Here is a 20,579-nt window from a genome sequence, read left to right as displayed (position 1 = left end):
TTTAAATGTATATTTTAAAATCTTAATGATGTAATTCTTCTTCACCTTCTTTCATTGGAACTACTTGAGGTACAAAATCATCATCATGACCTGGCTTACTGTAATCATAAGCCCAACGGTGTACTTCTGGTATTTCACCTGGCCAGTTTCCATGAATATGTTCAACTGGTGTTGTCCATTCAAGAGTATTAGATCTCCAAGGATTTTTTGGTGCTTTTTTACCATAGAACATACTATAAAAGAAGTTCCAAAAGAAAACAATTTGAAAAGCTGCTCCTACAATTGCAAACATTGTGATTAACACGTTAACATCTGCTAACTCATCGAATAATGGAAATGCTGAATTTGTATAATAACGTCTTGGTAAACCAGCCATTCCTATAAAGTGCATTGGGAAGAAAACTCCGTAAGCACAAACCGCTGTAACCCAAAAGTGAACATATCCTAAGTTTTTATTCATCATTTTTCCAAACATTTTTGGGAACCAATGATAAACTCCTGCAAAGAATCCGTATAGTGCAGATATACCCATTACTAAGTGGAAGTGAGCAACAACAAAGTAAGTATCATGAACATTAATATCTAAAGTACTATCTCCTAAAATAATTCCTGTTAAACCTCCGGTAATAAATGTTGAAACTAAACCAATTGAAAATAGCATTGCTGGGTTCAACTGCAAGTTTCCTTTCCATAATGTTGTAATATAATTAAAAGCTTTTACTGCTGAAGGAATTGCAATTAATAACGTTGTAAAAGTAAACACCGATCCTAAAAATGGATTCATTCCAGATACGAACATATGGTGCCCCCAAACAATAGTTGATAAGAAAGCAATTGCTAATATTGAGGCAATCATAGCTCTATAACCAAAAATTGGTTTTCTTGAGTTTGTAGCTATAATTTCAGAAGTAATACCTAATGCAGGTAATAATACAATATATACTTCAGGGTGCCCTAAGAACCAGAATAAGTGCTCAAACAATACTGGTGAACCACCTTGATAATGTAAAACTTCCCCTTGAATAAATATATCAGATAAGAAGAATGATGTTCCAAAACTTCTATCAAAAATCAATAATAATGCCGCTGAGAACAATACTGGGAAAGAAACAATACCAATTATTGCAGTAACAAAAAACGCCCATACCGTAAGTGGTAATCTTGTCATTGTCATACCTTTTGTTCTCATGTTTATAACCGTAACTACATAATTTAAAGATCCCATTAATGAAGATGCAATAAATATAGCCATAGATACTAACCATAAAGTCATTCCCAATCCTGAACCACCAATTGCCTGAGGCAATGCACTTAAAGGAGGATATATAGTCCATCCAGCAGATGCTGGTCCTGATTCAATAAATAAAGAAGCAACCATAATTACAGAAGAAACGAAGAACATCCAATATGAAAGCATATTCATAAATCCAGACGCCATATCTCTTGCTCCAATTTGTAATGGAATAAGTAAATTACTAAATGTACCACTTAACCCAGCCGTTAATACAAAGAATACCATTATTGTACCATGTATTGTAACTAAAGCAAGATAAATATCATTTTTCATTACACCACCTGGTGCAAAGTTTTCTCCTAAAAAGAATTTAAAAATACCAAAAGATTCTTCTGGCCAAGCTATTTGCATACGGAAAAATATAGATAATAAAACTCCTATAATTCCCATTAATAAGCCTGTAATAAGGTATTGCTTAGCAATCATCTTATGATCTAAACTAAAAATATATTTAGTAATAAATGTTTCTTTGTGATGACCGTGTTCGTGTGCTGACATAATCTTATATTATAATTTTATAACTTTCAAATTTTAATGATTAATGATTGTCTACAATAAGTGTAGAATCAATAACCATTTCTGGTGTAACATCTTGCTTAACTTCTGGTTCAGCAGGTGCATTAGCCTCTTTCCATTGTTGTGCTAAAGCTGGTTTTTCATTTAACCATTTCTTGAAATCTTCTGGAGTATCAACTACAATCTTCATTTGCATATTGTAATGAGAAGCTCCACAAATTTTATTACACAACAATAAATAATCAAAAGTATATGGATCTAACGCTTCTTCTCCTTTAGCAACTAATTCAGTGCTTTTCTTAGCTCTAATTTTGTTGATTTTATCAACCTTAGCAATAATTGCTTCGTCTTGACGCATTTCAGCAGTAGTTACTGTTGGAACAAACGCAAACTGAGTTATCATACCAGGAACACAATTCATTTGAGCTCTAAAATGTGGCATATAAGCTGAATGCAGAACATCTTGAGAACGTATTTTAAATACTACTTTCTTCCCTTTTGGCAAGTGCAATTCAGTTACTACTTTATCATCTTGAGCTGCTGGATCTGATAAGTCAACACCTAAAGTATTTATTCCCTCAATATACCTAACATTTGCTTTTCCTAATGTATTATCTTCACCTGCATATCTTGCTTCCCAACTAAATTGTTTTGCATATAATTCTACATAGATAACATCTTCATCTTCCTCATAGAACATAATATTATTCCATGTATACAAGCCATAAAGAATTAATCCAGCTAATACAATCACAGGAATTATCGTCCAAACTGCTTCTAATTTATTATTATCAGCAAAGTATAATGCTTTTTGTCCTTTTTTACCTCTGTATTTAAAAGCAAAATAGTGTAGTAAAAACTGAGTTACAGTCTGAACAAAAAAGATCAATAACATTGAAATATACATCAAATTATCAACTTCAACACCATGTTCAGAAGCTGGAGTACCTAAAACTAAATCACTCCATTCAAATAAAGAATATATGGTAAAGATATAAATGAATCCAACAAAGGCAAACATTAAATAACCATTAACACTATTATCTTTATCATTAGCAACTTCAGAATTATCTGAATCTACGCCTACTTGAGTTAAATCGAAAATTTTAGTTAACTGCCAAATCGCAATTCCAATTAAAACTAAAACTAAGAATATCAATAAACTTGTCATTTGTTTATTACTTTAAATATTAATAATGAAAATGTTTGCTTTCTTCCATTAAAGGATTTCCTTTAGCCACTAATGGTGCTTTAGTAAGTGCATTAAACACTACAAATATGAATAATCCAAGGAAGAATAATATTGAACCTATTTCAGACCATCCAATAAACCATTGATCTCCTACAGTTGCAGGCATAATCATGTTATAGAAATCTATATAATGTCCAAATAATATTACGATACCAGCCATTACTATAATCCATGATAAACGTTTGAAATCAGTATTTATCAATATTAACAATGGGAATAAAAAGTTCATAACAAGCATTCCAAAAAATGGCAGATTATAGTTTTCTATTCTTGTAACAAAATATGTAACTTCTTCTGGAATATCAGAATACCATATTAACATAAATTGTGAAAACCATAAATATGTCCAGAAGATACTAATACCAAACATGAATTTAGCTAAATCATGAATATGACTTGTGTTTACATTTTCTAAATATCCTTTAGATTTCAAATACAAAGTAACTAAAGCGATAGTTGTAATTCCACTCACAAAGAAACTTGCGAATACATACCAACCAAATAAAGTACTATACCAGTGAGGATCTACAGACATTATCCAATCCCAAGACATAATAGATTCCGATACAATAAAGAAAACTAAAAATCCTGCTGCCCATTTAAAATTTTTCTTATAGAAAGAATGATCAGTAGCGCTATCTTGAGCAATTGAATTCTTTCTAGATACATATCTATAAATATTCCAACCTGCTAAAAATATTGCTGCTCTTATTAAGAAGAAAGGAACATTTAAATATCCTACTTTAGCTTGTAATAAATGGTCTTTAGCTACAACTGATTCATCCATCCATATAAAAATATGATTTAAATGGAATCCTGAAGATACTAAAAACAAAAAGAATATAATTGACCCAGGTAATAAGTACCCTGTAATTCCTTCCATTACTCTAAATAATATTGGAGACCATCCAGCTTGTGCTGCTTGTTGAATAGCATAAAATGCCAAAACTCCAACACTAATAAGCATAAAGAAAATACAAGCTACATAAAATGCAGACCAAGGTTTGTTTTGTTGTTGATGTAACACATGCTCAACATGCTCTTCATGTTCTTTATCAGCATGAACTTCCTCTGACTTGTGAGTATCATGAGAAACATTTTGCTTAACATGACTATCTTTTGACTCATGAGTATCATGTGATGTTGCACTTTCATGATGACCATGACCCTGTTTTAACATCTCTTTAACTTCCTCTTTATTTGGAACTGACATGAAGCCAATACCAATCCCTATGATACCTAAGACCATTAGAGCTAATGAAAAAGTTTTTAATTTACTTGAAAACGTATACATATTAATAATTTTCAAAAAAGTGTTTTACAATTATAATTCTGACTTAAGTTTTAAAACGTAATCTGTCACTTGCCATCTTTCTTCTTGCGTCAATTGATTAGCATGAGACCCCATAGAATTTAATCCATAAGTAATTACATGATAAATACTACCTTCAGTTATTTCTCTATCTTTATAACTAGGAACTCCAAGGAATTTTTCTCTTTTAACAAGGTTTCCTTTTCCATCTCCTTTATCACCATGACAAATAGCACAGTAAATATTAAATAGCTCTTTTCCTTTTTCAGGATTAACCGAAATTGAATCTAGAGGAGACTTTAATGTTTCTTTAGCTAAAGCATATCCTTCCGTTGTATTTGGAATTTCATAAGGTACAAAACCTCTCTTTATTGAACCTTCAGCTGGTATTTGACCTTCTACACCATTTTTAAACACATCATGTTCTGAATAGGTTTCATAAGGAACCGCTTCATACATATTCGGAAAAAATTGATAGTTTGGTTTAGATTTATCAAAACATGATGTTGCCATGAAAGATAAACCTACTACTGCTACTATTTTATATAAGCTTTTCATATCTTGTATTAATGCTTTTCTATTACTTTTACTTCAACAGCTCCTGTAGACTTAAAGAAAGAAATCATATCCTCCTCATTGCCATGAACGCCAACTTCCATTAAGAAATGATCATCTGTTGTTCTCACATCAGGATTTTCTGCTTTTTTAAATGGCCATAATTTACTTCTCATATAAAAGGTAATTACCATTAAGTGTGCTGCAAAAAAGACTGTTAATTCAAACATAATTGGCACAAAAGCTGGCATATTTTCTATATAACTAAAACTTGGCTTTCCTCCAATATCTTGTGGCCAATCAACAATCATGATGTATCTCATCATTGCTGTTGCAACTGATATTCCAACTAAACCATATAAAAATGATGCAATTGCAATTCTTGTTGGAGCTAACCCCATTGCTTTATCTAAACCATGCACTGGGAAAGGTGTATAAACCTCCTCAATATGATGATGAGCTGCTCTTGTTTGCTTTACAGCATCCATTAAAACATCATCGTCATTATATATAGCGTGTATAACTTTATTACTCATGATATTAATGATTGTCTGAATGATTATGATCGTTTAATTCTCTCTCTCTTTTGTAATTGTCACCAGACGATTTCAAAATAGTTTTAACCTCTGCTTGTGCAATAACTGGGAAACTTCTAGAATATAATAAAAATAATACAAAGAAGAATCCTATTGTTCCGATAAAAATACCTGCATCAACAAATGTAGGTTGGAACATCGTCCAAGAAGATGGTAAATAATCTCTATGTAATGAAGTAACAATAATTACAAAACGCTCAAACCACATTCCTACGTTAACAACAATTGAAATTATGAAAGATGCCATTATACTTGTACGTATTTTCTTTGACCACATAACTTGTGGAGAAATTACATTACATAACATCATTAAAGCGTATGACCACCAATAAGGACCAGTTGCTCTATTTAAGAATGCATACTGTTCATATTCTACTCCTGAATACCAAGCAATAAATAACTCAGTAATATATGCACATCCAACTATAGAACCTGTAATCATAATTACAATATTCATTAATTCAATATGCTGAATAGTAATATAATCTTCTAAGTTAGACACTTTTCTCATAATAATCAACAGTGTGTTTACCATTGCAAAACCAGAGAAAATTGCTCCTGCCACGAAATACGGAGGAAGAATTGTTGTATGCCAACCTGGAATAACAGAAGTAGCAAAGTCAAAAGATACAATTGTATGTACAGAAAGTACAAGTGGAGTTGCCAAACCTGCTAATACAAGAGAAACTTCTTCAAATCGTTGCCAATCTTTAGCTCTTCCACTCCATCCGAATGATAATGTAGAATATATTCTTTTTGTAAACGGTGTAATTGCTCTATCTCTTAACATTGCGAAATCAGGTAGTAAACCTGTCCACCAGAACACTAATGATACAGATAGATATGTTGATATTGCAAATACATCCCAAAGTAATGGAGAGTTAAAGTTTACCCATAATGATCCAAATTGATTTGGTATAGGTAATACCCAATATCCTAACCATGGTCTACCCATGTGAATAATAGGGAATAATCCAGCTTGCATTACAGAGAAAATTGTCATTGCTTCTGCAGAACGGTTAATGGCCATTCTCCATTTTTGACGGAATAATAATAATACAGCAGAGATTAAGGTTCCAGCATGACCGATACCTACCCACCAAACGAAATTGGTAATATCCCATGCCCAACCAACAGTTTTATTTAATCCCCATGTACCAATACCTGTAGTGATAGTATAAATCATACAGCCCAAACCATAAAGGAAAGCTGTTAAGGCAATTGAAAATACAATCCACCATTGTTTATTAGCTCTACCTTCAACTGGTCTAGCCACATCTACAGTAACATCGTGGTAAGACTTACTTCCTACTACTAAAGGTTTTCTAATGGGTGCTTCGTAATGAGACGACATAATCCTTTATATTGTTTCTTAAATTAATACTTATTTATCGTTTCTAACTTTAACGTGATAGAACACATTTGGTTTAGTACCAATATGCTCTAGTAAATGATACATTCTTTCGTCTTCTACTAATTTAGCAACCTGACTTTCTTTATCATTCACATCTCCAAATATCATTGCTCCACTTGTACAAGCCGCAGAACATGCTGTTTGGAATTCACCATCTTTAACTAATCTACCTTCACGCTTAGCTTGTAATTTAGTTGCTTGTGTCATTTGAATACACATTGAACATTTTTCCATAACTCCACGAGAACGTACGTTCACATCTGGATTTAATACCATTCGACCTAAATCGTCATTCATATGGTAATCAAATTCAGTGTTTTTATTATATAAGAACCAGTTAAAACGTCTTACTTTATATGGACAGTTATTCGCACAATAACGAGTACCTACACATCTATTATATGCCATGTGATTTTGTCCTTCTCTACCATGTGAAGTAGCAGCAACTGGACATACAGTTTCACAAGGAGCATGATTACAATGTTGACACATTACTGGTTGAAATGCTACTTGAGGGTTTTCAGATGGATCTTCCATCGCACCTAAAGTACTTATTGAATTCATTAATCCAGAAGTTTTTTCTTTCAACTCAACATCTCCATTAAATGTATCTTGAGAAGAATAATATCTATCGATACGCAACCAGTGCATATCTCTACTTCTTCTTACTTCAGATTTACCTACTACAGGAACGTTATTTTCAGCATGACAAGCTATAACACAAGCTCCACACCCTGTACAAGCATTCAAGTCAATCGATAAATTGAAATGATGACCTGTGCTTCTATCAAAAGAAGTCCATAAATCAACCTCTGTTGCAGGAGTTGCCTTATGATCTAAAGATACCATTGGAATTGGGTTCCATTCTTTAGCATCTTTCGTATTAAATATTTCAAGAGTCGTTTCTTTAATAATATCTCCACGACCCATTAATGTTTTTTGTAATTGAACACAAGCAAACTCATGTTCTCCATCTGTTTTAGTAATTGTTACTGATTGATTAGCATTTAAGTTACTATATAATGTATAAGCATTAACACCAACTTGCATTTCTTGCTTCATTCCTTCAGTTTTACCATAACCAAAAGCTAAACCAATTGTTCCAACTGCTTGACCTGGTTGAATTATTACTGGAACTTTATCTAGTGTTGCACTACCAACTTTTAACGTAGCATAACTTCCGTTTAAACCTCCATTGGCAACATTCCAATTTTCTAATCCTAATTTTTCAGCATCTTTTTTAGAAACCGTTACATAATTATCCCAAGACACTCTAGTAATAGGATCTGGGAATTCTTGTAACCAAGGATTATTTGCTTGTTGTCCATCTCCCAATCCTGTTTTAGTATATAAAACTAAATCGAATCCAGAAGATTTTGTTTGTCCTAATTTAGCCGCAGCAGCAGAAACATCAATTATATTTGCTGTTAAAGCATACGTTTCTGTAATTGCAAAACCATCATGAACAACTTGATTCCAAGATTTTCCAACAATTTGATTTGCAGCAAAACCTTTTAAATAATCATAATACGTTGCACTATTTTCAGTCCAAGTCAACAATACTTCTTGAAATTGTTTTGTATCAAACAAAGGACGAATAGTTGGTTGCATGATACTATAATGACCTCTTGCAATTGTTACATCTGACCATGATTCTAAATAATGAGGTGCAGCCGCAGCAATCGTAGCTAATTTAGCCGTTTCATCTTCTTTCATAGAAAGAGCAACAGATAGCTTAACTTTCTTAAGTGCTTCAGAAAAATCCTTAGAATTCGGCAATGTGTAAACAGGGTTTATTCCACTCATAATAAGTGTATGAACACTTCCTGCTTTCATATCTGCTACTAATTGAGTTACTTCTTTTGCATTACCGTTACGTGTTAACTTTGCAGCATTTGGATTAAATGCTTCAGACATTAATTTATTGTTTATTGCTAAAACAACTAATTGCGCGTCTAAATCATCTAAACCTGTTACAACAACACCTTTTTCAGCAGCAGAAATCAACTGCTTAGCCACTTTTGCAATTTCTGCATTTTTAGGCGTAGCACCGTTTACTACAGCACTATACAAATCAGCAAGAGCATTCTTTTGTTGTGCAATTGTCAATGGAATTCTCTTATCTGCATTAGCACCAGCCAAAGACATATTTGCTTCAATTTGAATATGCTTAGACATTTTTCCATTTTTAGGAATACGTCCCTGAGCATAACCTGCATCGTATCCTCCACCTTGCCAATCTCCTAATATATCAGCTCCAACAGAAACAATTACATCTGCTTTAGAAAAATCATAATTTGCTAAAGCTCTAACTCCATATACTGCTTCAAAAGCATCTAATGCATTAGATTCAGAAATCGCATCGTAAGTTATATGCTTTACTGTTGGATATTTTATTTTCAAATCTGCTATTAAAGCATCCGTTGAAGGACTTGCTAATGTATTTGTTAACAAAACAACAGAAGCATTTTTTGCTTTAGCATCTTCTAAACTTGCTTTCACTTTAGCATTTACTTCTCCCCAAGATGCAGGTTTACCTTCAATCTTAGGTTGCTTTAAACGTAAACTATCGTATAAAGAAAGAACAGAAGCATGAACTCTTGCATTTGCGCCTGTATTAGACCCTTCTAAATTATTGTTTTCAACTTTAATTGGACGACCTTCACGAGTTTTGATGAGAATATTAGCAAAATCAAATCCATCAGCTATAGTCGTAGCATAAAAATCTGCTACACCAGGAATAATTTCTTCTGGTTGAACTACGTAAGGAATAGATTTCACAACAGGACCTTCACAAGCAGCTAACGAAGCAGCCGCAGTGCTAAATCCTACATATTTTAAAAAGTCACGACGAGAAGTTGAAGTATTTGATAAATTTTCTTTGTCTCCTAAAAACTCATCTACAGGAATCTGCTCAACAAACTCATTGTTTCTTAGCGTCTCAACAATAGAGCTATTTTCGTTTAGCTCTTCAACACTTTTCCAGTATTTTTTGTTTGATGCCATATTGTATATTGATATTAGCTTCTTAATTTTTATTTATTAGTAGTGACATTTACCACATTCCAAACCACCCATTTGAGCTGCTGTTAATTGCTTAACACCGTACTTTTTAGAAAGTTCTTCATGTATTTTTGTGTAATACTCATTATCTTCCACTTTCACATTTGTTTCTCTATGGCAATTAACACACCAACCCATCGTTAAAGAAGAGTGTTGTCTCATAATTTCCATTTCTTCGACAGGACCATGACATGTTTGACATTCAACTCCTGCAACAGAAACGTGCTGTGAGTGATTAAAGTACACAAAATCAGGCAAGTTATGAATTCTAACCCATTTCACTGGAGTTGTCTTCCCTGTATATTTTTGAGTTGACTTATCCCAACCAACCGCATCATACAGTTTTTGGATTTCATCATTATAATTTACACCAAATTCATTTCCTTCTGCTAAAGTTTCTGGAGCAACTTCACTAATGTTTTTATGACAATTCATACAAACATTTAATGAAGGTATATTAGAGTGCTTACCAACTCTTGCAGCAGAGTGACAATACTTACAATCGATAGCATTATCTCCAGCATGAATTCTATGAGAATAATGAATTGGCTGAATTGGCTCATATCCCTGATCTACACCCACTTGCATTAGATATCCATAAGCAAAATAAGCCGCAAACAATAAGAATAATATTGCAGATACCACTAAAAGGAACTGGTTTTTCACAAACGCTTTCCAAATAGGAAGTGATTTTTCACTTACTGGAACTTGAATCCCATTTGCCTTAGCTATTTTAGTTAGCACATTGTTCACCAAGAACAACATTACAATTAACATTAATAAAACTAAAGACAAAGCTCCTAAAATGACATTGTTTGAAATTCCTGAACCTCCAGAAGACTCAACCGTACCTTCCTCTTTTACAGGCGGTTCCACAACCACTTTCTCTTGAGAAGTATACGCTAAAATAGCATCAATATCTCCATCAGATAATTGTGGAAAAATAGTCATTGGTTTTTGACCATTATCATTGAAAATTTTTAATGCTGTTGCATCACCTGCTTTAATAAGCTCTGTATTATTTCTAATCCACTTGTGAAGAAATTCCTTATCATACTTATCCGCAACATGTCTTAATGCTGGTCCAGTCATTTCTTTATCCAAAGCATGACAAGCTGCACAATTTGTATTAAACAACTCTTTACCTTTTACAGGATCAGCACCTGTTGGAGCTGGCGCTTCAGCAGCAGCATCCTGAGAAAACACAGATAAAGAAAAAGACAGCGTTAAAGCTAAGCTGAAGAAAATCCTTGAAAACGATTTATGGTTACCCACCTTTTTCATATTTAATTAATGATTATCTAGTAAATTTGGTACGATTTTAGATATAAATTATTACAACTATATCGCACTTTATTTTAAACTCCGACAAAAATACGATATTAGAACTATTCTGAAAACCTTAACTTTACCTTAAAATGTAATTTATATTTATTCTAAATAATTCAAGTTGTTCCGTTTCACTTAATAAATTGTATTTTTGCTTTAAATTTTATTCATAATGAGAAAATTAGCTTTTAAAAACATTTTTTGCCTGACTATATTTAGTCTTTTTTTTATTACAAATTCTTTTTCACAAGAATCGAAAACCACAGTAGAACAAGACTCTAGATTTGAAAAATTACTCAAAGAGAAGCAACAAATCAATAGCGACATTAGTATTGATGGTAATTATAAAATACAGATTTTCTATGGGGAGAAAGAAAACGCGAAGAGAAGTTTAATGACTTTTAAAAGAAATTTTAAAGACACCGAAGCTACTATTCAATACACGAACCCCACATATAAGGTATGGGTTGGAAACTACAAACTAAGAATCCATGCAGAAAAAGCATTAATTGACATTAAAAGTAAGTACCCAACAGCTCTTTTAATTAGATCTACTAAAGAGTAGCCATATTTTTCAGAAAAGCAATATTATATTTCTTTTCAGAATTAATTTAATCCTTGATAATTCCGAAAGCATACTTTCGGAATTATTATTAATTAGGCAACGCTTTATAATTGAAAAAAAAGACGCTACAATTCAATTAAAATTTCTTTAAATACTGTATTAATTTGATTACTAATAAAATTAAACAAAAGAAATCAGCAAATTAAAACAGAATTTTGATTTAACATTAGACACTACTACACAACAAGAAAATATAGTAACCCTAATAAAGAAGAAAAAACTTTTCCTTTTTCAAGAAACAAAAGATTTTTCAATAATTAAGACTACTTATTAAACCACTTATTATTTAATACATTTTAAGATGTTTATCTTTTCATAACAATTCTGTTATGAATACTTTTGTATTATTAAAAAACACCCAAATGAAAAAAATAATAATTTTAGTTTTCACCTTACATTGTCTTTTTGGCTTTTCACAAACCGAAAAAGATTCAATTAAAACAACCAGTTTGGAAGAGGTAATTGTAACTTCAAATAAAATACCAAAAAACAAAAAGATTTTACCTAATCAAATTGAATCTATAAATCTTAAACAAATTGAATTCCAAAATTACCAATCAACAGCCGAAATGCTTTCTAATTCTGGATCCTTATTTGTTCAAAAATCACAACAAGGAGGAGGAAGTCCTGCAATTAGAGGATTTGAAGCCAGCAGAGTTCTACTACTTGTTGATGGTTTTAGAATGAATAATTTAATTTTCAGAGCTGGTCATTTACAAAATGTAATAACTGTTGATGAAAACATGCTTGAAAATGTTGATATATTTTATGGTCCTACTTCAACAATCTTTGGTAGTGATGCGCTGGGAGGAACTGTTAGTATGACAACAAAAAGCCCTAAATTCTTATCTGAAACAAAGAATGCCTTATCAGGCGGAGTAAATACTCGATATGGCTCTGTAAATAATGAAAAATCCATTTCGTTTGATCTTAATTATGCTACTGATAATTTTGCTGCATTAACAATATTATCCTATAATGATTTCGATGATTTAAGAATGGGAAAAAAGAAAAATCATCATGCAGATTATTTTGGCGAAAGACCATTTTATACCGCAACAATAAATGGAATCGATCAATTAGTTGAAAACAGCAATAAGTACATTCAAAAAAACTCTGGCTACACACAATATAATGCATTACAAAAATTCACTTATAAAAGTGCTTCTGGTTTTAAACATAGCGTAAACTTTCAATTTTCTACAACTTCAGACATTCCTAGGTATGACAGATTAACCGATGTCTCATCATCAACTGGACTAAAAAATTCAGAATGGTATTACGGCCCGCAACAGAGAATCCTTGCAGCTTATACTTTAGACAAAGAGAATGCTTTTTTAAAAAGTGATTTGCAATTAAATTTTGGCTATCAAAATGCGAAAGAAAGTAGACATAATAGACGTTTCGGAAATCCTAATTTACAGCATCGAAAAGAAAATGTAAACATGTATTCTGTGAGTACCGATTTACATAAAAAATTCAACAAAGGAGAACTTTTCTATGGTATCGAATCTTATTTTGAAACATTAAGTTCTTCTGCTTATAAAGAAGATATTAATACTGGAGAAAGAGGCGGAATTGATAGTCGTTATCCTAATGGAGACAATTCAATGTTTAGAAATGATTTATACTTTTCTTATAATGAAAAGTCTACAGAAAAGACAGCTTGGAGCACAGGTTTTAGAATCGGGTACACAACACTAAAAAGTACAATTGCGGATGATACATATTTTCCTTTACCTTTTTCAACTATTTCTCAAGGGAATTTTACATATAGTGGAACACTCGGAATTACACATAATACTTCTAATAATGTAACATTAAAAGCAAATATTTCTTCAGGATTTAGAGTTCCAAACATAGATGATTTTGCAAAAGTATTTGAATCAGGTGATGGTTTTTTAATTGTTCCAAATGAAAATCTTCATCCAGAAAAAACAGTTACGGGTGATGCTGGTTTTGTAATTCAATCAAATTCCAAACGTTTTAAATTAGAACACACTTTTTTCTACACCCGTTTATATGATGCTATTATTACTGATGATTTTGAATATGAAGGACAAAGTACTATTGATTATAATGGATCAATTAGTCAAATTGTAGCAAATCAAAATAAAGGAAAAGCATTTATAACTGGAATCTCTACAAATGTAAGAGGCTATATTTTCGATCAACTTCAATTTAATGCCAGTTTTAATTATACTTATGGTAGAATTATTGAAAAAGATGGAGAGCAACCATTAGATCACATTTCTCCTTATTATGGAAAAATTGGATTTAGTTATTCAAAAAACAAAATGGCATTTGATGTTTACATGTTATATAACGGAAAAAAACACAGTAAAGATTACTTTTTTAATGGAGAAGATAATGCACAATATGCTCCTGAAGGAGGAATGCCAGCATGGGAAACTTACAACATAAAAGGAAGTTATAAAATATTTAAAAACACTCGCCTTTTTGCTGGTGTTGAGAATATTTTAGATACTCAATACAGAGCTTTTGCTTCTGGAATAAATGCTCCTGGAAGAAACTTTTATGGAGGATTAAAATATACTTTTTAATTTCCTTCATTATATATGAGTTATCCTAAAATAGATTGACATTTTTTACGATAAATTAGTTAAAACCAGTGGATAACATTTCACTGGTTTTTCATATACAAAATTATTTTTTTAGTTCTAATTTATTTTGTTACAAACATGTTTAGAAATATTTCTAAACAAAAAATCCCAAGTTTTCACTTGGGATTTTTCATATATAAAATTAAATTTTATTTTAATTTTTTCTTCACTTCAACTTCGTGGAAACATTCAATTACGTCATACTCTTTCAAGTCATTGTAACCTTTAATTTGCATACCACAATCGTATCCTTTAGAAACTTCTTTCACATCGTCTTTGAAACGTTTTAACGCCACTAATTCTCCTGTATAGATAACAACCCCTTCTCTAATTAAACGAATTTGTCCATTTCTTAAGATTTTACCGTCTGTAACCATACATCCTGCAATAGTACCCACTTTAGAAATTTTGAATAATTCTCTAACTTCCGCAGTTCCTGTAATCTCTTCTTTTAATTCTGGAGACAACATTCCTTCCATTGCATCTTTCAAATCATCAATAGCTGCATAAATAATTGAATAGTTACGGATATCGATTTCTTCTTTTTCTGCTAATTGTTTTGCGTTTCCTTGTGGACGAACATTAAATCCAATAATAATTGCATCCGAAGCTGAAGCTAACAATACATCTGATTCCGTAATTGCACCAACTCCTTTATGAATAATATTAATTTGAATTTCTTCTGTTGACAATTTAGAGAATGAATCTGATAATGCTTCTACAGAACCATCAACATCTCCTTTAAGAATAATATTCAATTCTTTAAACTGACCTAATGCAATACGACGACCAATTTCTGCAAGTGTAATATGTTTTTGAGTACGAACAGATTGTTCACGTTGTAATTGTGTACGTTTTGCTGCAATTTGTTTTGCTTCCCTCTCATCATCATATACATTAAACTTATCACCCGCAGTAGGAGCACCGTCTAAACCTAATATAGATACTGGTGTTGATGGTCCTGCTTCTGTAACATTATGCCCTCTTTCGTCAAACATGGCTTTAATTTTTCCATGATTTTTTCCAGCTAACATATAATCTCCAATTCTTAAAGTACCCGCTTGAACTAAAATTGTAGTTACATATCCACGTCCTTTATCTAATTGAGCTTCTACAACCGTACCAATTGCATTTCTATCTGGGTTTGCAGTAAGCTCTAACACTTCTGCTTCTAATAATACTTTTTCTAATAAGTCTTTAACTCCTAAACCTGTTTTAGCTGAGATATCATGAGATTGATATTTTCCTCCCCAATCTTCAACTAATAAATTCATTGCAGCTAACTTCTCTTTTATCTTTTCAGGATTAGCTGTTTGCTTATCTACTTTATTAATTGCAAAAATCATTGGAACACCTGCTGCTTGCGCATGACTAATTGCTTCTTTTGTTTGAGGCATTATATCATCATCAGCCGCAATTACAATAATTGCAATATCTGTAACCTGAGCTCCACGAGCACGCATTGCGGTAAAAGCTTCGTGACCTGGTGTATCTAAGAAAGCGATTTTTTGACCATTTTCTAACTGAACCCCATACGCTCCAATATGTTGCGTAATTCCTCCTGATTCACCAGCAATTACATTCTCTTCACGAATATAATCAAGTAGCGATGTTTTACCATGATCAACATGTCCCATAACCGTAACGATTGGTGCTCTATGTTTTAAATCTTCTGGTTTATCTAAAACTACTTCCGCAGCTTCTTCAATATCAGTAGTAATGAATTCTACTTCATATCCAAACTCGTCTGCTACAATTGATAGTGTCTCCGCATCTAAACGCTGATTCATGGTAACCATGATACCTAACGACATACACGTTCCAATTACTTTTGTAATAGGCACATCCATTAAAGAAGCGATTTCACCAACTGTTACAAACTCAGTAACTTTTAAAATTTTATTTTCAAGTTCTGCTTGTTGTAATTCATCATCAACACGTTGACGGTGTGAATCCCTTTTATCTTTTCTATATTTAGCTGCTTTAGATCCTTTTTTACCTTTACCTTGAAGTCTCTCAAGAGTCTCCTTAATTTGGTTTTTAACTTCTTCTTCTGTAGGTTCTGTTTTTTGAACTACAACTTTTTTACCTTTATTAAAACGGTCTTTAGAAAAAACTTTTTTAGGTCCTCCCGCAGCATTACCTGCATTATTCCCAGCATTACCAGGAACAGGTTTTGTGATTCTTTTACGTTTATTTTTATTTGGATCATTTCCTCCACCATCTTTCTTATTCTGATTTCCTTGGTGGTTTCCTCCAGCTTTTTTAAACTCTTTTTTATTATCTTCAGGTTTCTTTTTTACTTTTTCAAATTGAGACAAATCAATTTTTTGACCTGTAAAAGTTGTACCTGATAACTTTTGATAATTCGTTTTAATCTTATCTTCTTCTGCTTGTTCTTCGGCAGTTTTAACTTCTTCTTTTTTAGCTTCAGTTTTTTCTACTGGCTTTTGCTCAACTACTTTCTTTTGAATTTCAACTTTTGGCTGAACTTTAACCACTTCAACCTTTGGAGTTTCAACTTTTGGAGTTTCTTCCTTTACCTGATTTTCATTAGAAACAGCATTTGTTTTTTCCTCTTTAACTTCAGCAACAACTTTGATTTTCTCTTCAACAATAGGAGTTTCTTGTTGTTTTTGTTCTTGCTTTTTTGGATTCAAATCAATCTTCCCGACTGCTTTTGGACCAGCTAAAGAAGCCTTTGCTTTGATTACTTCTTGTTTCTGAATTTCTTCCTGCTGACGTTTTAATTCAACCTCTTTTTCTAGCTCTCTCTTAAGTGCTTCTTTCTCCTTTTTCTTTTCTTCACTAACTTCAAGCGAGGCTACTTTCTTTCCTTTATCAGCAGAAAATTGATTGCATAAGACATCATACTCTTCTTGAGATATTTTAGCATTTGGACTAGGTTCAATTTCATGATCCTTTTCTTTTAAAAAGTCCACCGCTCTATCTAGAGAAATGTTTAACTCCCTTAAAACTTTGTTGATTCTTATAACTCTTTTATCAGACATATAATCTTTTTTCTAATTCTTTTTATTTTGCGTGTTGTTTATCTTATAAAAGTTAGTCTTCCAATTCTTCTTTTAAAATACGAACAACGTCTAATATTGTTTCTTCTTCTAAATCAGTCCTTCTCACCAAATCTTCAACATCCTGACCTAGTACACTTCTTGCTGTATCTAAACCAATTTTTTCAAATTCTTCAATAATCCATCCTTCGATTTCATCTGAGAATTCTCTTAATTCAACATCATCTACTTCTACCACTCCTTCTCTTATAACATCTAATTCATAGCCCGTTAACAAACTAGCTAATTTAATGTTATATCCACCTCTACCGATAGCTTTTGATACTTCTTCTACTTTTAAAAACACTTCTGCTTTTTTAGTCTCTTCATCAATTTTAACAGATGATACTTTTGCTGGACTTAAAGCTCTTGTAATATATAATTGAATATTATTCGTATAATTAATAACATCAATATTTTCATTTCCTAATTCGCGAACAATTCCATGAATTCTAGATCCTTTCATTCCGACACATGCTCCAACTGGATCAATTCTATCATCATAAGAATCAACAGCAACTTTTGCCTTTTCTCCTGGGATTCTTACTACTTTTTTAACATTGATTAAACCATCAAAAACCTCTGGTATTTCTTGCTCAAATAACTTCTCCAAAAATTCAGGAGCTGTTCTTGACATTATAATTTGTGGTTTATTTCCTTTTAATTCAACATTTTCAATAATTCCTCTAACATTATCTCCTTTTTTGAAATAATCACTTGGAATTTGTTTTTCTTTTGGCAATACTATCTCATTTCCATCATCATCCATCAAAACTACTAATTTTGGTCTAACATGATGCACTTCTGCTGTGTATATATCTCCAATTAAGTCTTTAAATTGTTTATATAAATTAGTATTATCGTGTTCATGAATTTTCGAAATCAAATTTTGACGTAAAGCTAAAATTGCTCTTCTACCTAATTGAAATAATTTCACTTCTTCAGAAACTTCTTCTCCAACTTCAAAATCTGGCTCAATTTTTCTTGCTTCTGACAATGAAATTTCAGAATTTTCGTCTTCTACTTCTCCATTTTCAACTACCGTTCTATTTCTCCAAATTTCCATATCTCCTTTATCAGGATTTATAATGATATCAAAATTATCGTCTGAACCATATTTTTTCTTCAATGCATTTCTAAACACATCCTCTAAAATTGCCATTAAGGTAACTCTATCAATGAGTTTATCGTCTTTAAATTCCGAAAACGATTCAATTAACGCAATATTCTCCATGTCAACTCTTTATTTAAAATGATACTACTACTATCGCTTCTTTTATTTCCGAATAAGGCAAATTTACAGATTTTTCAACTGTTTCTTTTCCTTTTCCTATTTTTTTTGGTTCTCTAGCTTTCCATTGCAATGTTATTCCTAAATCATCTGCATTAACAAGCTCTGCTTCAATCTCTTCTAATGTTGTCGTTTTAACTTTCAGTTTCCTTCCAATATTTTTTACATATTGACGAACTAGCTTCAAAGGGGATGACAAACCTGATGAGGCAACCTCTAATCCAAAATCACATTCTTCTCTGTCGAGATTTTGCTCTATCAACCTACTAACATCTATACAATCTTGTAGATTAACTCCATTATCTCCATCTAAAACAATATTAATTTTATTTGCATCATCTATTTTTAAATCTATTAAAAATAAGTGAGGTCTTTCAATCAATACGTCTTCTAATGCTTTTTCTACTTTACTTCTAAATGTCATATTTTTATAAAAAGAGGCACGCATTGCGTGCCTCATTATTTAAATCCGTGCTAAATAATCGAGGCAAATATACATAATATTTTTTAATTAAAAAAAATGTATTTTTCTTAATATAATTTAGTAAATTTATAAAACAAAATTTTACTCTCAAAACTTTAAATTAATTATGAAAAAAATTCTAGTACCAACAGATTTTTCAAAACATTCAGAATACGCATTAAAAGTTGCTGCACAAATTGCCAAAAAAGACAACAGTGAAATTGTCATAATTCATATGCTCGAATTACCTACAACTGGGAGCGATGCTATTTCATCTTCACATGAAATTCCTGAATTAATGCTTTTTAAAAATGTTGCAATTGCCAAATTAGATAATCTTATGAATGCACCATACCTTGATGGTATTACCGTTTCAAAAGTTATCCAATTCGAATTAGCTTTTGACGGTATTATGAACAATGGAAAAAGCCATAATGCTGATTTAATTGTAATGGGCTCACATGGCGCAAGCGGATTTCAAGAAATGTTTATTGGATCTAATACAGAAAAAGTAGTTCGAAACTCAGAAGTTCCTGTTTTAGTAATCAAAAGAGAAGAAAACGATTTCAATGCTAAAGACTTTGTTTTCGCATCTGATTTTTCTGATGAAATCAAAAAACCATTCAAAAAAGTAGTTGATTTCGCAAATAAATTCAATTCACACATTCATTTAGTAAATATAAACACTCCTAATAATTTCAAATCTACCAGTGTAGCTCAAAAAATTATGGACAAATTTACTTCTGAATTTGAAATAAACAACTACTCTACTCACATATACAACGACATAAACGTTGAAAAAGGTATTTTACATTTTGCAAAAAGCATTAATGCTGATTTAATAGGAATGAGTACACATGGAAGAAAAGGACTTTCACATTTCTTTAATGGCAGCATTAGCGAAGACCTTGTTAATCACGCAAAAAGACCTGTTATAACCTTTAAAATATAACTACAAAGAAATAAAATAAAAAAAGCCTCTCGTACGAGAGGCTTTTTTGTTGTCCCACAAGGACTCGAACCTTGAATGACGGTACCAAAAACCGGAGTGTTACCATTACACCATGGGACATATTTCCTGAATGCGAGTGCAAATTTAGAACATATTTTCTAATGTGCAAATTTTTCTAAAAAAAATATTAAAAAAAATTTTTCTCTGCTACTAATTCCAAAAAAG

The 20,579-nt window shown here is 31.9% G+C and carries 14 protein-coding genes and 1 tRNA gene; 3 read left to right on the top strand and 12 right to left on the bottom strand.

Annotated elements, in window-relative coordinates:
• Nucleotides 1–22: 22 nt before the first annotated feature.
• Genes LXD69_RS07680 through LXD69_RS07645 form a run of 8 tightly spaced genes read right to left on the bottom strand, consistent with a single transcriptional unit; the run spans nucleotide 23 to nucleotide 11,286 of the window.
• On the bottom strand, nucleotides 23–1,792 hold the full coding sequence (locus LXD69_RS07680; RefSeq protein ID WP_045969485.1) for a cytochrome c oxidase subunit I: 1,770 nt from the start codon (nucleotides 1,790–1,792) through the stop codon (nucleotides 23–25).
• 40 nt (nucleotides 1,793–1,832) lie between these two features.
• Entirely contained in the window at nucleotides 1,833–2,981 is a 1,149-nt protein-coding gene (locus LXD69_RS07675) for a cytochrome c oxidase subunit II (protein WP_045969487.1), read from the bottom strand.
• 19 nt (nucleotides 2,982–3,000) lie between these two features.
• Entirely contained in the window at nucleotides 3,001–4,356 is a 1,356-nt protein-coding gene (locus tag LXD69_RS07670; protein WP_045969488.1) for a hypothetical protein, read from the bottom strand.
• A 30-nt stretch (nucleotides 4,357–4,386) separates the two neighbouring features.
• The gene (locus tag LXD69_RS07665) at nucleotides 4,387–4,932 is read right to left on the bottom strand and encodes a c-type cytochrome (RefSeq protein WP_246918607.1); all 546 of its coding nucleotides are present in this window, start codon (nucleotides 4,930–4,932) and stop codon (nucleotides 4,387–4,389) included.
• Between the two features lie 8 nt (nucleotides 4,933–4,940).
• Nucleotides 4,941–5,465 carry a DUF3341 domain-containing protein gene (locus LXD69_RS07660; protein ID WP_045969492.1) on the bottom strand — a complete coding sequence of 175 codons (525 nt, stop codon included), beginning with the start codon at nucleotides 5,463–5,465 and terminating at the stop codon, nucleotides 4,941–4,943.
• 4 nt (nucleotides 5,466–5,469) lie between these two features.
• Nucleotides 5,470–6,879 carry an NrfD/PsrC family molybdoenzyme membrane anchor subunit gene (nrfD, locus tag LXD69_RS07655; protein WP_045969494.1) on the bottom strand — a complete coding sequence of 470 codons (1,410 nt, stop codon included), beginning with the start codon at nucleotides 6,877–6,879 and terminating at the stop codon, nucleotides 5,470–5,472.
• A 30-nt stretch (nucleotides 6,880–6,909) separates the two neighbouring features.
• Nucleotides 6,910–9,945: a TAT-variant-translocated molybdopterin oxidoreductase gene (locus LXD69_RS07650; RefSeq protein WP_246918605.1), complete on the bottom strand. Its 3,036-nt coding sequence runs from the start codon at nucleotides 9,943–9,945 to the stop codon at nucleotides 6,910–6,912.
• A 36-nt stretch (nucleotides 9,946–9,981) separates the two neighbouring features.
• Nucleotides 9,982–11,286 carry a c-type cytochrome gene (locus LXD69_RS07645; protein ID WP_045969498.1) on the bottom strand — a complete coding sequence of 435 codons (1,305 nt, stop codon included), beginning with the start codon at nucleotides 11,284–11,286 and terminating at the stop codon, nucleotides 9,982–9,984.
• Between the two features lie 217 nt (nucleotides 11,287–11,503).
• On the opposite strand from LXD69_RS07645, the gene LXD69_RS07640 reads away from it, so the two are divergent.
• Both LXD69_RS07640 and LXD69_RS07635 read left to right on the top strand, forming a co-directional pair.
• Nucleotides 11,504–11,896, top strand: coding sequence for an SPOR domain-containing protein (locus LXD69_RS07640; RefSeq protein ID WP_246918604.1), 393 nt, complete (start codon nucleotides 11,504–11,506; stop codon nucleotides 11,894–11,896).
• A 422-nt stretch (nucleotides 11,897–12,318) separates the two neighbouring features.
• Nucleotides 12,319–14,520, top strand: a complete 2,202-nt coding sequence (locus LXD69_RS07635) for a TonB-dependent receptor plug domain-containing protein (protein WP_246918602.1) — start codon at nucleotides 12,319–12,321, stop codon at nucleotides 14,518–14,520.
• A gap of 209 nt (nucleotides 14,521–14,729) precedes the next feature.
• On the opposite strand, the gene infB is transcribed toward LXD69_RS07635, so the two are convergent.
• Genes infB through rimP form a run of 3 tightly spaced genes read right to left on the bottom strand, consistent with a single transcriptional unit; the run spans nucleotide 14,730 to nucleotide 19,363 of the window.
• Nucleotides 14,730–17,591, bottom strand: a complete 2,862-nt coding sequence (gene infB / locus LXD69_RS07630) for a translation initiation factor IF-2 (RefSeq protein ID WP_045969502.1) — start codon at nucleotides 17,589–17,591, stop codon at nucleotides 14,730–14,732.
• 52 nt (nucleotides 17,592–17,643) lie between these two features.
• Nucleotides 17,644–18,882, bottom strand: a complete 1,239-nt coding sequence (gene nusA / locus LXD69_RS07625; RefSeq protein ID WP_045969504.1) for a transcription termination factor NusA — start codon at nucleotides 18,880–18,882, stop codon at nucleotides 17,644–17,646.
• 13 nt (nucleotides 18,883–18,895) lie between these two features.
• Nucleotides 18,896–19,363 (bottom strand): ribosome assembly cofactor RimP, encoded by a 468-nt coding sequence (rimP, locus tag LXD69_RS07620; RefSeq protein ID WP_246918600.1) that lies wholly within the window; start codon nucleotides 19,361–19,363, stop codon nucleotides 18,896–18,898.
• Nucleotides 19,364–19,529: 166 nt separating this feature from the next.
• Between rimP and LXD69_RS07615 the strand changes: the two genes are divergently transcribed.
• Nucleotides 19,530–20,354, top strand: coding sequence for a universal stress protein (locus tag LXD69_RS07615; protein WP_045969506.1), 825 nt, complete (start codon nucleotides 19,530–19,532; stop codon nucleotides 20,352–20,354).
• Between the two features lie 49 nt (nucleotides 20,355–20,403).
• On the opposite strand, the gene LXD69_RS07610 is transcribed toward LXD69_RS07615, so the two are convergent.
• Nucleotides 20,404–20,474 (bottom strand) — tRNA-Gln (locus LXD69_RS07610).
• Nucleotides 20,475–20,579 lie beyond the last annotated feature (105 nt).

Source organism: Flavobacterium sediminilitoris (assembly GCF_023008245.1).
GTDB classification, from domain to species: Bacteria; Bacteroidota; Bacteroidia; order Flavobacteriales; family Flavobacteriaceae; genus Flavobacterium; species Flavobacterium sediminilitoris.
The sequence above is the reverse complement of the archived record's forward strand: the minus strand, read 5'-3'. Positions and strand labels throughout refer to the sequence as shown.

Excerpts from the sequence above, each read along its gene's own strand:
- LXD69_RS07680 (WP_045969485.1), bottom strand. The coding sequence starts at position 1,792 with ATGTCAGCACACGAACACGGTCATCACAAAGAAACATTTATTACTAAA.
- LXD69_RS07675 (WP_045969487.1), bottom strand. The coding sequence starts at position 2,981 with ATGACAAGTTTATTGATATTCTTAGTTTTAGTTTTAATTGGAATTGCG.
- LXD69_RS07670 (WP_045969488.1), bottom strand. The coding sequence starts at position 4,356 with ATGTATACGTTTTCAAGTAAATTAAAAACTTTTTCATTAGCTCTAATG.
- LXD69_RS07665 (WP_246918607.1), bottom strand. The coding sequence starts at position 4,932 with ATGAAAAGCTTATATAAAATAGTAGCAGTAGTAGGTTTATCTTTCATG.
- LXD69_RS07660 (WP_045969492.1), bottom strand. The coding sequence starts at position 5,465 with ATGAGTAATAAAGTTATACACGCTATATATAATGACGATGATGTTTTA.
- nrfD (WP_045969494.1), bottom strand. The coding sequence starts at position 6,879 with ATGTCGTCTCATTACGAAGCACCCATTAGAAAACCTTTAGTAGTAGGA.
- LXD69_RS07650 (WP_246918605.1), bottom strand. The coding sequence starts at position 9,945 with ATGGCATCAAACAAAAAATACTGGAAAAGTGTTGAAGAGCTAAACGAA.
- LXD69_RS07645 (WP_045969498.1), bottom strand. The coding sequence starts at position 11,286 with ATGAAAAAGGTGGGTAACCATAAATCGTTTTCAAGGATTTTCTTCAGC.
- LXD69_RS07640 (WP_246918604.1), top strand. The coding sequence starts at position 11,504 with ATGAGAAAATTAGCTTTTAAAAACATTTTTTGCCTGACTATATTTAGT.
- LXD69_RS07635 (WP_246918602.1), top strand. The coding sequence starts at position 12,319 with ATGAAAAAAATAATAATTTTAGTTTTCACCTTACATTGTCTTTTTGGC.
- infB (WP_045969502.1), bottom strand. The coding sequence starts at position 17,591 with ATGTCTGATAAAAGAGTTATAAGAATCAACAAAGTTTTAAGGGAGTTA.
- nusA (WP_045969504.1), bottom strand. The coding sequence starts at position 18,882 with ATGGAGAATATTGCGTTAATTGAATCGTTTTCGGAATTTAAAGACGAT.
- rimP (WP_246918600.1), bottom strand. The coding sequence starts at position 19,363 with ATGACATTTAGAAGTAAAGTAGAAAAAGCATTAGAAGACGTATTGATT.
- LXD69_RS07615 (WP_045969506.1), top strand. The coding sequence starts at position 19,530 with ATGAAAAAAATTCTAGTACCAACAGATTTTTCAAAACATTCAGAATAC.